Below are 13,932 nucleotides of genomic sequence, written 5' to 3' on the forward strand. Positions count from 1 at the left end.
GGACCCGCGATCAGGAATGGAGGTTGACACCATGTCCATAACTGAAGCCGTTATGCTGATCGTTTTGGCGGGACTTGTCGTTCTGATCCTAGGCAACATCGCGTTTCAGGTGGCAGCGGAGCGAAAGAATCCGCCGATCGGCGTCTTTACCGAGTGCGACGGAGTGCGCCTTCACTATATCGAACGGGGCGATGCCGCCGCGCCTTGCGTGGTCCTGTTTCACGGGAACGGCACCATGATTCAGGATCTCGTCCTAAGCGGTTTGGTCGACCACCTGGCCCACAACTATCGCGTCGTTTGCTTCGACCGGCCAGGGTTTGGCTACAGCGACCGTCCGCGCACGCGCATCTGGACGCCCACAACGCAAGCTTCCTTGTTCGCGAAGGCTCTTGATCAGCTTGGAGTGCGCAATCCCGTGGTGGTCGGCCACTCCTGGGGAACGCTGGTGGCAATCGCGCTGGCGCTGAGAAGCGGTTATGCCGTGAGTGGGCTCGTGCTTGTGTCCGGCTACTATTTTCCAACCTCTCGGATGGACTTTTGGCTCATGTCAGGTCCGGCACTGCCGCTGCTCGGGGATCTGATGCGCTACACTATCTCGCCGATCATATCGTGGGCTATTGCGCCGAAGCTGATGCGCACGCTGTTCGCGCCGCGTGCCATTCCGCCGAAATTCAAGAATGAATTTCCGATCTCGTTGGCTCTCCGGCCCAAGCAGTTGAGGGCGGCCGCCGAGGAGAGCGCGTTCCTTATTCCAGCTGCCGCGCAATTGCAGCTTCAGTATCAGGGTATCCGGTGCCCCGTTAGGATCCTTCATGGGAAGGGTGACCGGCTCATCGAGCCCGACCAGTCGCGCCGCATGCATGAGGCGGTGCCCCGCTCCTTGCTACATCTGGTCGAGGATGCCGGTCACATGGTCACCTATGCAGATTCGCCGGGAATAGCGGATGCCGTCGCGGCGCTGGCGCACACCGCACCGCCGAGGACCGCATAGGGTTTCCTGTTGCAATGCGGGCGTCCGGAAGTGGCCCTTAGCTGAATAAGGCTGAGCCGATGTGGGTGTTCTGCTGTTGGTAGTAGACCGGACGCGCAGCCTCACTTGCCCCGACCGCCGCTTTTGGACCCATAACCGACCTGCGCCACGCGCATTTGCGACGCAGCACTTGCACCCGCAATGAGTGCGACGACCATCAAGGCGTGATACTCTCGCGACCGTCGTCCTCAAGCTGCGATGAGGATCGAATGAAGCGGCGGGAGTTCATAGCGGGCACTGCGGCGCTGCTCGCTTCGCCAAGGCGTTTGCGGGCGCAAGGGCCGCCTCGGCGAATCGGTTTGTTCGGTTTCTTGGATCCGATAGCTCGCGAAGCGTGGCGCACCGGCTTGCGCGAAAGGGGTTGGATTGAGGGCAAGAACCTGCTCATCGAATATCGTCCTTATGCCGAAACCCCGGATCGCACGCCAGCTTTAGCTGCGGAATTGGTGGCGCTAACTCCCGATCTGATAGTCGCCGCCGCGCCGCAAGGAGCCGTAGCCATGAAATCGGCAACCACTACCATTCCGATCGTGTTCGTGGCTGTGGCCGATCCTGTGGGGCTTGGCCTCGTGCAAAGCCTGTCGCGGCCGGGCGGCAACATGACCGGTTTTACGACGTGGGTGCCGGGAGATTTCATCGGAAAACAAATCGAAATCCTCCGGGAACTCGTACCGGGTGCTACGAAAATTGCGCTCTTAGTCAATCGGGACAACCAAATGCACAGGCTGCTGTTAGCCGAGGAGGTACCCCGGAAGCGCACCGTGGCCCTGCCTATAGTCGAGGCGACCAAGGCCGAGGAACTCGACACCGCCTTTGCTTCGGCAGCCGCCCAGCGCGCCGACGCAATGATTGTTTTTGGCGACTATCTGACCATTCGCCAAGCCCCGCGAGTTGTCGCGCTCGCGGCGGAGTATCATTTGCCCGCGATTTATTTCTTCCGACAATTCGCCAATGGCGGATTGGTCGTCTACGGCCCCGATATAGCCGATCTGTTCCGCCGTGCAGGCGGCTACGTCGACAAGATCCTCAAGGGCACCAAGCCCTCCGATCTGCCAGTAGAGCAACCGACCAAGTTCGAGCTTGTGATCAACATGAAGACTGCCAAAGCTCTCGGCCTCACCGTGCCGCCCTCGTTACTCGTCCGTGCCGACGAGGTGATCGAATAGGGACTAGTTGCTGTACTGCATGAGTCCGGTTGTGGCCCCGCCCTGACCTTAGCTCTGAGTGCAGCGAGGTCTGCTTCCTGAAGGTAACCCGAACAGGGCGATGCGAGCGGACCAAGGCAACCTTTGACCCGAAGCGGACATTAGGTGGGGAGGTCCTGGTCAGGGCATTGGGCCGCGGCCTGATACCTGGCGAAGGGGCGACGATTTCAGGTTCGGTCTTCGCCAGCTTCACTGGGCCACGCCGAAGTGGGTCGCATCGCCCGTTTCATTTAACGCGTCGGCAGAACCAAACGCGAGTTCAGGCTGGATCGATAGAAAAGATATCGTCGACTTCGAGGCGCATGGTGTCGCGGCATTCGCACGCCACCGCTGCGAGCCGCGATGGGTCGATCTCGATTTCCCCTCGCCGTTCAGATCTGATCGCTCCGGAAGCGCGCAGATTGCGCATCAGGAGCGTCACCGTCGTCCGTCGCACACCCAGTATTTGCGAAAGCGTCTCCTGGGTGAGCGGGAGGACGTCGTGGTCGACGCGGTCGCGAAGCTGGAGCAGCCAGCGTGCCATGCGGGCTTGGACCGGATGCAGCGCATTGCAGGCTCCGCCGATTTGTAGCTGTATCAGCATCGCCTTGAAGTGAAGCTGGACAGCGTGGCGGATCGCGGGGCTCCGGCTAAAAGCCGCGTGGAATCGCGATGCGGGGATCCGCGAGGCGGTGCCGGCGGCACGAACGATGGCGGTAACGGCCGCAGGGGACGGCCCCAGCACGGAAAGAGTGCCGACTGCTCCCTCGCGCCCTATCGCAGCGCTGGCGACCGTCTGCCCGTTCGCCATGTCGATCATCACCGAAATGGCGCCACTATGAGGGAAGAGGACGTGCTCGGTCTGGTCACCCGCCCGCGAGATGACCGCGTCCCGATCGAGCGCGACCATCTCCAGCTCGGATACTAGCAGACCGAGATCTGCCACCGGTAGTGCTGCGAGAAGTCGGTTCCCAATTCCGCTGTGATGCGTCACCCTAGCCTACCGCGAACCGCATTTCGAGCGGCATAGGACGAACTCGAACTTTGTTTGAAACCGCGTACGCTTCGCGCTGCGAAATCCAATTCGGCTGCGGAAGCTCTCAATCTCAAAAATAAAACTCCAAACACACGCGACCGTAAGGCGACGTTTTGTCTTGCGCCATCATTGAGGACTTAGATTCAAGCGCTACGCGACACAATTGCAAAATGCGTATGGGTAACACCATAGGGGGTTCCAATTTCCGGAGCGCGGCAAACGCGGTGGTGAGAGAGTTGCCCTCCTCAAAATTGAAGTATGCTTTTGAGCAAAGCGCCGCGGTTAAACACGTCCTGCGACTTCACCTCGGCACAGAGCTCTTGCAGCTCCAGAACGTGGCGGCCTGCAACGCAGTGCATCCGGTCGAATGCCCGGATGGCTCGGTGGTTGCTCGAACTGCACGATCGGGTTGCAGGCGACGTAACTCAGCTGACGCAGGAGACGCTTGCACAGCTGTTGGGGTGCGACGAACCACGGTGACACTAACAATGACCAAGCTTCGCTTAGCTGGCTGCATCAAACCCGATCGTCGCGGCCTGCTGAACATCGAGCGAACTCAACCGGAGGATATTGCCTGCGAGTGCTATGGTGTCATGCGAGGCCGAATTGATCGCAGAGCTATCATGCGAAGCGGGTGGAAAACGGGAAAGTTTCAATTAGGCAGAGTGAAGGGCAGGCGGCTTGAGGCATGCAAGCTAGCGTTGCCGGCACGTCGCGTGATGTCCGTTCCTGTGCAAACGTAGCGCATCCCAACGCAGCTAGCGCCGGGCTCCTTTGCAATGCTTACGCTAAGGAAGGAACTTCCCACCCCTTGCGATATCCCTGTTATTCACCGTCACTCCCCGACATACCTTCGTCTGTGTTGACAATCTCAAAAAAAATTTGAGCGAGAGTCACAAACCGAACCGACATTCCGGCTTCTCGCAGCACAAAGTCGTATGGGGTCGGGGCTAGATCAAGGCTCATCCAAAATCTGATCGAACACAGAGCGTGAGCTCTCGTGACGCAAGCGAGCGTTGCGAGGAATGCTTTCGCTTGAGAAAGGATATGTTGCGTGACTGAAAGCCAAATGAAATTGCCGCCGAATGGAACGAACGTTTTCGCGATGCCATGGTTGGATTTCTCGAAGGTCATGTTTCCTGGCGTGGGGCGCGAGCTTGCCGAGCAAGGCCTCGCCCGCGCACGGGAAGGCTGCGAGAAGATCAAGGCCGCATCGGAAGAGATGACGCAGGCGCTGCGTGAGACCTATTCGAGCAATGCGAGATGCACGACCGACTATGGGCTCAAGGTGTTCGAAATCTCAAACGCCAATGCCGCTTCTGCGCTCGATTTCTTCGTCCATCTGTTCGGCAGCAAGTCCGCGACCGACGCCTATACATTGTCGGCGGCGCAAGCGCGCAAGGCGTTCGACACCGCCTCTGACCAGAACAGGGAATTGTGGGCGCTTGCCCAGAAGCTCGCGACGGAAACGGGTGAGCCGATCAGGAAGCACTTCACCAGGGTCCTCCACCCAGGTGGCTAAAAGAGCGTTCAATCTCACATTCGGATTCGTTTGAAGAGGACATCCGGCCGGTTGGAACACGCCCAACTGAGCGAGCACGCCCCATTGCCCATGCTCGACCAACAAGGTGCGCGATGCCTCTCAGGCCTCGCACCGACGAGAGGCGCATTCCAACCGGCCGGTGCTTTTCTGCAAACTACAACAAAGACAAATCGCAAGGGAGGGCAATATGGGAATGGTCATGGTCAAATGTCCACAAACCGGACACGCGATTCCCACCGGCATCAAGACTGATAGCGAGAGCTTTGGACGCCGCGCGGTGTTTTTCTCGCGCACCCGTTGTCCGATCTGCCGCACCGATCACGCATGGTTCGCGCGGGAAGCCTGGGTCGACGAGCCGGGCATCCGCGCCGCGAGCTGGCGTGTGGCACCGGATATGGATGCAATGGCGGCCGGTCATGACGCGGCGGTACAGATAATCGACACCTGCGCGCAACCTGATCGAACGGTTCTTCAACAAGATCACGCAATGTCGTCGTGTCGCGACCCGATATGACAAGCTTGCAGCCAACTATGTGGGCGTTCGTCAAACTTGCATCAATGCGAATTTGGCTGCGGCAGTCGGCCCAACGTTCCAACGCGAACGGTCCCGGGCATCCCCGGGGCTGGACCGAGACGCACCGAGACCGCCCGACGCGCCGACTCAACGCCGGACGCCAGTCGATATCGTGGGCCCGGGATTCAAGCGCGGGATCTCAAATGATACAGTGTCTTGGATTGTAGTTCGCAGGCGACCTTCATGAAAGGCACCGCGTCAAAGACGACATGACGCATGAGTTGGTGCTGGCGGACCACAGCTCAGGGTCTTGATCTTTCCAGCAGCGTTAAAAGCCAAGACCGCGTTCACTACATTTTGCCCGCTGATGTACGAGATCACTGTCCCACCGTGCGAAGGCTGAAGATCGTCCAACTCGGCAGCGGGGTGTTTCCGCATACGAGCAGCCCAGTATGCTCGGAGGCCTTCTCTGCCGGTGATAGTCAGTTCGTCACAACCGCAGTAGACCACCGCATCTTCGGCGTACATTTCGAGTATCGCTTCGATATCGCCGGCACGGTAGGCATCGAGCCAGTCGACGGCAGTGGCCATCGGGTCAAAGGACATACAAGCACCTCCCACCGCCCAAGAATCCGAGATTGGCCGGGGTAACCAGCTAAGTCTCTTCCAATCGATTCTTGAATTTTGATGCTCTCGCTCGGCTAGGGCTATATGCCGAAGGTCATAAGGCGGTTACTTGCCCGCCTGCCGCTGATGCCAGCATGTGCCGGCCTCATTTCAGCTCGTGGCCAGCGGGAGGTGAGCCGAGCAGGCCATCTAGCGCGCGCGGGCTTGTTCTCTTTCTTGTATTGTAGGTTGGCGATCTCGAATGCAGAGTTTGCCGCCGCCGTGCATGCCCCTAAGGGCGGACACATGCCAGCCGGGCCTCGTGTAGTGTCGTTGTGCCATCGGATCGGAAAATATGACCCACGGTACACGGGGGTTGCCGCCAACAAAGCCTGTCAGGCCTAGGTAGGGCGCTGATCAACTACGCCTTCGGTCGGCTGTTGGAGTTGCGCAAGGCGCTTTTCGAGCTCTGCCTTTTTAGCGACTATTCTTGCGGCGAGGATCTCATCGACGTCTGTGTGGAGGGCCCACAATTCATCGATGGACATGCTGGTGAGCTGCTCTTTGTCCATGATCGCACCCGAACCAGCGCCCCGTTGGTCCGTTGACGCGAGGTCGGCAAGCAATTGCCGGTCCTCAAATACCCCCTATGCCTGTTTTCGTGCCGCCAGATTCAGCCGATCTCTCGTCAAGCTGGCTCCCTGCTTCGTGCGAGCCTCATCTTCGGCTTGGGCTACTTTCTGTCGAATCTCTTCCAATTCGGAGAGCTTGGAAGCAAGCGCTTCGAGACGTTGGCGCAAGTCAGCAACGCGACTATACATCCGGCCTCCCGGCAGTACGGTATAATTGTGAACACTACGACGGCCTCGGCATCTGGAGGTTCTGGGTCGATGCCGAGGCCGCTTTTCCGCACCGGATCGAAACCAGAGCGGCCGATCAGAATTACGTTCATCTTCAGTTCCCGCGATTGCAAATGTGAATCGCGGAAACGGCGATCAATCTTTTAGCCGATGCGTTACCGCATGAATCGCGGCTCGGCGACACGGCAAGCAGGTCGCCGGAGCGCCCTCGCGAGCCTTCGCAGTAGCTTGGGCTTTCTTGACCGGTCAGCACCAGGAGGGATTGTTCCCCGTTCCACTTTCCAATGGCCGGCCGGCGAGATTACTGGCTACAGGGAATCGAGGTATTTGCGGCATCTCAAGGTGTTTTCATCGCGCCGACCGCCAGCGGTTTATCGGGAAAGTCGCTCGGGCGGACCAGCTAACCAAATCGATCTTGATCACTGCGGCGTGGAAGGTGGGGGGCTGCGTAGCTGTGCCGCATAAGTCATGTTGACGCGCGGTGAAAACGCGCGCGGCGATGGGTAGCATTGTTTTTCTAACTGAAAGGGTTTCGACGTTTTGAGTGTCGATCATGGGTGCGCTCTCGAGGAGATCAGCACATGATTGAGCTTTGGAATAGTTGGTGCGAGAGCTTGGCCTCGGTCGAGGCGCTCGCAGCCGTCGTCGTTGTTGCCGTGGTGTCGTCCGGCGTTATTACGCTAATTGAGAGTCGACGGCACAGGTGATTAGGCAGACATCAGAAGGCGGCAGGCGGACTAGCGCTAGTTCAGCAAGTGAGGGGGCGCTTGAATGCTCCTATGAAGGAGGATCAGATGATCACTTCTCATGCAAGTTGGACAAAATGGAATGCTTATTGGCGGGACACGTTCTGCATATTCGCTCTCTTGAGCATCTTGGTCGCAGCGCCCGCCCTCTTGATGATGCTCCTGCTGGATTCCGCACTCGTCTTACCAGCGCTCAGTATTCTGTTTTTCTCAGACGCGATGATCACCGCGTTCCTGGCCTGGGCAAAATCAGGAAACGCAACTTGGGAAAATGTTACGCTGTGGGATATTGCAGGTGCCTTGACAATGATGGGTTGCGCCGCAGCGATTTTTGGTGAACCAGATCAAGTCGCACTGCTCCTCGGGCAGCCGGTCGGACAGCATTCGGACGCAGCTTTAGGAGATAGTCACCCAGCGCCCTGACAGCCGGCGACTTCGGACTAGAGTTGAATTGGCGGCTCTGTTTGGATGCGGCGCGTTTCGGTCAACCCATCAGACGTAAACGACCATCGCTCGGACTTGCCGTTTCCCTGGCATTGGGGACCACGATCCGTGTTAGATTTTTTCAATACGGATGTTCTTGGCGTACTCTTGCAGGTCGTTCTAATCGACCTTGTGCTCGCGGGCGATAATGCCATCGTCATCGGTCTTGCCGCAGCGGGACTTCCTCAGGCCCAACGAAGCAAGGCGATTTTGATCGGCATCTTCGCCGCGACGATACTGCGCCTTCTGTTGGCCGCGCTGGCAACGCAAATCCTGCAGATCGTCGGCCTCCTGCTTGCTGGCGGTATCCTGTTGTTGTGGGTATGCTGGAAAATGTGGCGAGAGCTGCGCGCGTCCTCCACGGACCCAAACGTCAGGAACGGGGCCATTGGACAAATCGCAGAACGCAAATCTCGCAAAACACTCATGCAAGCGAGTTGTCAGATTATCGTGGCCGACGCTTCCATGTCTCTCGATAATGTCCTGGCCGTCGCAGGGGCGGCGCGCGAGCACCCAATGGTCTTGATTTTCGGCTTGGGGCTTTCCATCGCGATGATGGGCATGGCCGCTTCTTTCATTGCCGGCCTTCTGCAAACGCATCGATGGATCGCTTATGTCGGCTTGGCCGTCATTTTCTATGTGGCAGCTGAGATGATCTTTCGCGGAACGTTTGATATCATGAAGGTCGCATCGATATGACGGCCCTGCCGGTAGCAACGGCACGGCAAGGCCTATAATTTTCCGGTGTCCGACGAGACACTGACGGCGTTACTCCGAAGAAGGCGGCGCCGCTTTGCCCTATGACCATCCCCTGTCAAATTCTGAGGGTCAGGTGCCCACTTTCTCGAATTTACTCATCTTGCATAAACTGACGGCCGCGTTTGCAGCCGTGATAGCAGTCATATTCGTGAGCGGCGCAATCGTATACGACAGACTTGGCGTGATCGAAGAGGCCAAAAACTGGCGGGTCCATACCACGGACGTGTTGGACACCCTAGAGATGGCTGTGGCCGCAGCCCTTGATCAAGAAACGAGTCTGCGCGGCTATTTGATCAGCGGCGACGAGAAATTCTTGGACCCATACCGCAGGGGCGGTGACAACTTCATCGTGGCGATCCGGAAACTTAGAGCACAGACTTCGGACAACCAAGACCAGCAAAACCGGCTCGATGAATTGAACAAGCTGGCGACCACTTGGCGCATCGAGACCGCCGAGCGCGAGATCGCGCTGATGACGAACCCCGCGACTCGCGAGGAGGCTCGCACGTTGGAGGGGTCGAGCGGCAAAGCTGCCATGGACGCAATCCGCGCCAAGGCGAGCGAAATCGAGAAGGTTGAGCGCGATCTATTGGCAAGGCGCGACGCCGTGCAGAAGCAGGCGTACGCCACTGCATACACGGCGACCGCGCTGGGCGCTGCAGTCTCGCTCATGATCGCGATGCTGATGGGCATTCTACTCACGAGGGCTATCGCTACGCCGATCACCCGAATGACCGGCGCCATGACCGCACTCGCCAAGGGCGACACTAGCATCGACGTGCCCGGGATTGATCGGCATGACGAAATCGGCGCGATGGCGGGTGCAGTCGAAATCTTCAAGAAGGCTGTCATTGAACGCCAAAAGACCCAGGTCGAACTCGCTCATGTCAGTCGTGTCGCGACCATGGGGCAGCTGACGGCCTCGATCGCCCATGAAGTCAATCAGCCGATCTCGGCCGTGCTCACCAATGCGGACGCCGCCTTGAACTGGCTGGGCGCCAACCCGCCTAATCTAAATAGGGCCCGCGAGTCCCTCGAGCACATTGTCACAGATAGCCAACGAGCTGGCGAGATCGTCCACCGGATCCGCGCTATGGTCAGGAAAGCGCCGGTACCCAGAAGCCGGCTTGACCTCAACGAAGCCGTCCTGGACGTCGTCGCCATGGTCCGAAGCGAGGCGGTGAGGCATAAAATTTCGCTACAGACGCATCTGGCGGAGGACCTGCCGCAGATCGAAGGTGAGCGCATTCAGCTGCAGCAGGTGCTCCTGAATCTGATCCTCAATGCCATCGACGCCGTGAGCAGCGTTCCGGAGGGCACGCGGGAGCTGCAGATCAGTACCGAAAGGGACGTTGCGGGCGATGTACGTGTCGCGGTGCGAGACTCGGGGCCGGGGCTCGACCCGACGATTGAGGAACGCGTTTTCGATGCGTTCTACACGACCAAGTCGCACGGCTTAGGTATGGGCCTGGCCATCTGTCGGTCAATCATCGCAGCTCATGGCGGACGGTTGTGGGTCACGAGGAACAAGCCTCGGGGCGCTGTCTTCCAATTCACCCTCGTTCCCCACCAGGACCAGATGGCTCCACTTGGCCAAAAGCCGGTGGGGTGAACTTGCCGGGCGCGGAACGTGCTAGGGCCCGGGCGAACTTGGGTTTGGCTCAGGTATGGTCAGCAGCTCGGGGCAAACCGGAAGCGATACGGCTCCAGTCAAACCGGCGCTGTTGACCCAAGGCGGACCATGGCCCCGCGCGTCGGTGTCAGTGGCGCCTGGTGGAGACGGCGCATACACCCGCCTCAGGAGAGGTCACCGAGTCGAATAAGCGCGCACTACGCCGACGAGAACATCATAATTCCTGCGCGCTTTTGGTAGCGGCGCGGACGAGTGAAGATCGTTCAGATCGTTCCAACAAAGGCCCAGCCAGGCAAACCGAAAGGATGGTGTTGTGGGTCAAAAGAAAGAGGATGAGAAACAAGAATGTCGAGGCTAAGTCGAGAAGCAGCAATTTGGCTGCTGTAAGAAAGTCTTTCATTGAAACCTCAGCTTGCCGCTATGCGGTTTCATTGACTATCAAAGGTAGTCTTATATCAAGGAACTCGCCTCAAAGCTTCCGGTTCAAACCGTCAGCTGTTGGGCCCTTAGCCGACCTCGCAAGTATTGCCCGTTGAGGACTGCTTGTGACCCGATGCAGACGAACTTGGGAAGGGGGCACGACAATCGACCCCCATCGAGCCGAGCCAGGCACTGCGCGGAAGCGCAACGACGTTCGCGGTGATTCCTAGCCAGTATTTTTGACCGCATCAGCCAGCATGTCGTAAAGCTGCTGCCTGCTGAACTCCTTGGGCTGCTGCCTCTCCGCTTTGTTTCGCGACACCTTCTTTGCCACTGGAAGGGCGCAAGCTGCCGACGACGCCGGCCTCAGCTTCGGGGGCGGCCGTATCTTGGGCCTTGCCGTAGGCGGCTTGTGGCCGCGCTTCAGGCCCTGACGGGTTAGCATGCCGCAGACCGCGTTACGACTGCATCCGAGACGACGCGCTATCTGCGCCGCGCTCTGTCCTGCGGACCAGAGCCTAGTGAGGAGCTCTACGTCTTTCGCATCCCAGCCCATGGGAGATACTATAGCGCCGACTGCCGACCACGCACTAGCCTAATCTTCGTCCGGCTCGCGCACGACCGCCGGTTTCGTCAGCGTCATCTTCCCCTTCATCATCTTCATCTTCGTCCTCCTCATCTTCTTCCTCGTCCTCTTCATCAGGATCTCTTGGCGGCATCGCAGTGCCCATAAGCATGAGCGCTGTCCAGCAGATCGCTGTGATGGAAAATCTTTCGAAGGTGTGTTGCTTCATGGCGTTGCTGCTCCTCGAAAAGCACCCGCGATCTAATTCCTGATCGGAGGCACGCGTAGATCCAGGGCGCGATCGTCGCAAATGCGGGGTGACATCAGGTCGATGACACGAGCAAGGGCAGCACCCGCCGCGCAACTGGCGACGCTACTTTATGCCCGTAGACCCATTCGACTCTATGTCCACCGAAACCTCACCGCTGGTGGCTTCGGCAGCCCCAAGGTCGAGGTCATGTAGGCTCGCCTGAACAAACGCCATTATCTTGGCGTTCTCTGCGTTGGCGCTTTCGCGGTCATCAAATATCATGACGGCGATGCCGACACCGTCGCCCGCATCCAGCACATGGCAAGATCTAAATCCCTGCGATTGCCTTAAGATCTCACGACGCCGCTCTTGGCGCGACGAGCGGGGTCGCTACCGAACGAACCTTCGTGTACTTGCGAATGACCATGTACATGGGGCCACCACGCGCCATACGCTACCTCGCATCAGATCATATCGTCCCAGCCGGACTAGTGCCGACTTCCGGGATGTGGCAGCAGCCTTTGGTTGGCGGGCTGCGCAACGCGCTTTTTCAATGAGCCATCCTCGCCCGCAGAGGGGCGAGGTGCTGAGGCTCAGGAGCCCTCGAACTTGAACGATACGTTGAGCTTGGCGCGATAGACCTCGACTTTTCCCTTGTCATCCAGTTGAATATCGAGCTTGACGACCTCTGCGATGCGAAGATCTCGGAGAGATTTGGCGGCTTGCTCGACCGCATTGGCGGCGGCCTTCTCCCAGGAATCTTTGCTGGTGCCGATCAGTTCAATGACCTTGTAGACGCTCTCGGGCATGTCGTCCTCCTATTCGGTAGGGGCCTGAAATCTAGCATCTGAATTTCGATGCTGATACGTGTCCGGGAGATGTCGCGGAAAAGGGTCCGATTGGCTGTCACTTTTCCTGTTCGAGCCAAAGAAGAGCTCGGGGAAGCGATGGCACCGCGTAAGAATCAGCAGCATGGTTATCGCCGCGAGTCTGGTGTGTGCCCTGTGTATCGCCTAATTGGCCCTTAGCCGAACAAGGCGGAGGCCATTGCGACGTCAGCTATCGCGGGGCCGTGCTGACTTCGACCGCCGTTCGTTTCCCGAATGGGACATCAGGGCGCAGGGAATTACCCTCAGCGAGGGCTTACTTCACTTCCAAAGCCTTCCCAAGGTGTTACATTAAATTGCTGTCGGCGAACCATGTTTAGTGCAGATTTGATCGACACCGGCAGAAGAAGCGTTGGAGAAACGCCAGTGCCAATTTTCCTCGACCGACACGATCTCTCGGGCCTGACAGCTTCCGATATCGCGGAGGCGCATCGAAAAGACCTGGAAGTGCAAGATCAGTACGGAGTTCGTTTCTTGACGTATTGGTTTGATGAATCGCGCGGCACGGGCTTCTGTCTCATTGACGCACCGGATATCGAAACGGCGATGCGGGTTCATGACGAAGCTCACGGCGCGGTAGCGAAAGATGTGATCGAAGTCGACCTCTCAGCCGTCCAGGCATTTCTGGGGAGAGTGTCTGATCCGGAACCGTGCGGCGAGGCAAACAACGTCAGAATTGATTCTGCCTTGCGGGCGATATTGTTCACCGACATCGTTGGCTCTACCAGCATGACAGAGCGTCTTGGCGACGCTCGATCTGTCGAGATGGTTCGGGCACATGACGCGCTGGTTCGTCGCGCATTGAAGGACAAGGGTGGGCATGTAGTGAAGCACACTGGAGACGGCATCATGGCATCCTTCGCCGACGCCGCCGCCTCCGTGCAATGCGCCCGCTCTATCCAGCAAGCGTTTGAAGCCTTCAATCTGGCCAGCAAGGAGAAGCTTCAGGTGCGAATTGGTATTGACGTCGGAGAGCCGATTGCCGACAGCAATGACCTTTTTGGTGCGACCGTTCAACTCGCTGCTCGATTGTGTCAGTTGGCCGAGCCGGATGCCATTCTTGTGTCAAGTGCCGTTCAGGATCGCATCCGGGATCGTTTCCAAGGGACAAACATCGGTCCCTGCCATCTCAAAGGCTTCCTGCAGCCTGTCGACGTATACGGGATCGAATGGCGCTAGCTGTCGCGACTGCCGAGGATATCGATTGAGGCGACGATGGTCTGCCGTTGGCCGATTTCGTTGAAAAAGGCGGCGGTTGCGACTCAGAGGTAGCAGTGATTCAGTCTGTTTAGTTGGCAGGACTGATGATCATGATGGGGCATCGGCAAGTCGAACAGGCTGCGTTATTCTATGAGTTCTCGCTCGAAAGGCATATCCCCGCAGACCACTTGCTCCGGTCGATCGACAGATTTGTCG

Annotated in this window: 13 protein-coding genes and 3 pseudogenes; 9 read left to right on the plus strand and 7 right to left on the minus strand. The window is 58.3% G+C overall.

Annotated elements, in window-relative coordinates; genetic code table 11:
• Positions 1-31: 31 nt before the first annotated feature.
• Positions 32-991 carry an alpha/beta hydrolase gene (locus tag IVA81_RS37400; protein WP_247327531.1) on the plus strand — a complete coding sequence of 320 codons (960 nt, stop codon included), beginning with the start codon at positions 32-34 and terminating at the stop codon, positions 989-991.
• Between the two features lie 248 nt (positions 992-1,239).
• Entirely contained in the window at positions 1,240-2,196 is a 957-nt protein-coding gene (locus IVA81_RS37405; RefSeq protein WP_247327534.1) for an ABC transporter substrate-binding protein, read from the plus strand.
• A 298-nt stretch (positions 2,197-2,494) separates the two neighbouring features.
• Here IVA81_RS37405 and IVA81_RS37410 read toward each other — a convergent pair whose 3' ends face one another.
• Complete coding sequence (locus IVA81_RS37410; protein ID WP_247327536.1) at positions 2,495-3,208, minus strand: Crp/Fnr family transcriptional regulator; 714 nt, start codon at positions 3,206-3,208, stop codon at positions 2,495-2,497.
• A 1,174-nt stretch (positions 3,209-4,382) separates the two neighbouring features.
• On the opposite strand from IVA81_RS37410, the gene IVA81_RS37415 reads away from it, so the two are divergent.
• From IVA81_RS37415 to IVA81_RS37425, 3 genes and pseudogenes are all read left to right on the plus strand, one after another.
• Entirely contained in the window at positions 4,383-4,772 is a 390-nt protein-coding gene (locus tag IVA81_RS37415) for a phasin family protein (RefSeq protein ID WP_247327538.1), read from the plus strand.
• 208 nt (positions 4,773-4,980) lie between these two features.
• Positions 4,981-5,160 (plus strand): annotated as a pseudogene (locus IVA81_RS37420) (hypothetical protein); the annotation flags it as partial.
• Between the two features lie 82 nt (positions 5,161-5,242).
• Positions 5,243-5,369 (plus strand): annotated as a pseudogene (locus tag IVA81_RS37425) (IS5/IS1182 family transposase); the annotation flags it as partial.
• 196 nt (positions 5,370-5,565) lie between these two features.
• Here the strand turns inward: IVA81_RS37425 and IVA81_RS37430 are convergent.
• Positions 5,566-5,913, minus strand: coding sequence for a nuclear transport factor 2 family protein (locus IVA81_RS37430; protein ID WP_247327540.1), 348 nt, complete (start codon positions 5,911-5,913; stop codon positions 5,566-5,568).
• Positions 5,914-6,314: 401 nt separating this feature from the next.
• Positions 6,315-6,485 (minus strand): hypothetical protein, encoded by a 171-nt coding sequence (locus IVA81_RS37435; protein WP_247327542.1) that lies wholly within the window; start codon positions 6,483-6,485, stop codon positions 6,315-6,317.
• A 1,082-nt stretch (positions 6,486-7,567) separates the two neighbouring features.
• On the opposite strand from IVA81_RS37435, the gene IVA81_RS37440 reads away from it, so the two are divergent.
• From IVA81_RS37440 to IVA81_RS37450, 3 genes are all read left to right on the plus strand, one after another.
• On the plus strand, positions 7,568-7,942 hold the full coding sequence (locus IVA81_RS37440) for a hypothetical protein (RefSeq protein WP_247327543.1): 375 nt from the start codon (positions 7,568-7,570) through the stop codon (positions 7,940-7,942).
• Between the two features lie 129 nt (positions 7,943-8,071).
• Positions 8,072-8,701, plus strand: a complete 630-nt coding sequence (locus IVA81_RS37445; protein ID WP_247327544.1) for a YjbE family putative metal transport protein — start codon at positions 8,072-8,074, stop codon at positions 8,699-8,701.
• Between the two features lie 208 nt (positions 8,702-8,909).
• Positions 8,910-10,373: a CHASE3 domain-containing protein gene (locus IVA81_RS37450; RefSeq protein ID WP_247327545.1), complete on the plus strand. Its 1,464-nt coding sequence runs from the start codon at positions 8,910-8,912 to the stop codon at positions 10,371-10,373.
• A gap of 667 nt (positions 10,374-11,040) precedes the next feature.
• Here IVA81_RS37450 and IVA81_RS37455 read toward each other — a convergent pair.
• The 4 genes and pseudogenes from IVA81_RS37455 to IVA81_RS37470 all read right to left on the minus strand — a co-directional run bounded on the left by IVA81_RS37455 (position 11,041) and on the right by IVA81_RS37470 (position 12,438).
• Positions 11,041-11,370 carry a GcrA family cell cycle regulator gene (locus tag IVA81_RS37455; RefSeq protein WP_247327546.1) on the minus strand — a complete coding sequence of 110 codons (330 nt, stop codon included), beginning with the start codon at positions 11,368-11,370 and terminating at the stop codon, positions 11,041-11,043.
• A gap of 34 nt (positions 11,371-11,404) precedes the next feature.
• Positions 11,405-11,608 carry a hypothetical protein gene (locus IVA81_RS37460; protein ID WP_247327547.1) on the minus strand — a complete coding sequence of 68 codons (204 nt, stop codon included), beginning with the start codon at positions 11,606-11,608 and terminating at the stop codon, positions 11,405-11,407.
• 144 nt (positions 11,609-11,752) lie between these two features.
• A pseudogene (locus IVA81_RS37465) lies at positions 11,753-12,062 on the minus strand (hypothetical protein).
• A 160-nt stretch (positions 12,063-12,222) separates the two neighbouring features.
• Positions 12,223-12,438, minus strand: a complete 216-nt coding sequence (locus tag IVA81_RS37470) for a dodecin domain-containing protein (RefSeq protein WP_247327549.1) — start codon at positions 12,436-12,438, stop codon at positions 12,223-12,225.
• Between the two features lie 444 nt (positions 12,439-12,882).
• Here IVA81_RS37470 and IVA81_RS37475 point away from each other — a divergent pair, with 444 nt between their 5' ends.
• The gene (locus tag IVA81_RS37475) at positions 12,883-13,695 is read left to right on the plus strand and encodes a nickel-binding protein (RefSeq protein WP_247327551.1); all 813 of its coding nucleotides are present in this window, start codon (positions 12,883-12,885) and stop codon (positions 13,693-13,695) included.
• Positions 13,696-13,932 lie beyond the last annotated feature (237 nt).

Origin of the sequence: Bradyrhizobium sp. 141, from assembly GCF_023074055.1 — a bacterium.
In the GTDB taxonomy this organism is placed as follows: Bacteria; Pseudomonadota; Alphaproteobacteria; order Rhizobiales; family Xanthobacteraceae; genus Bradyrhizobium.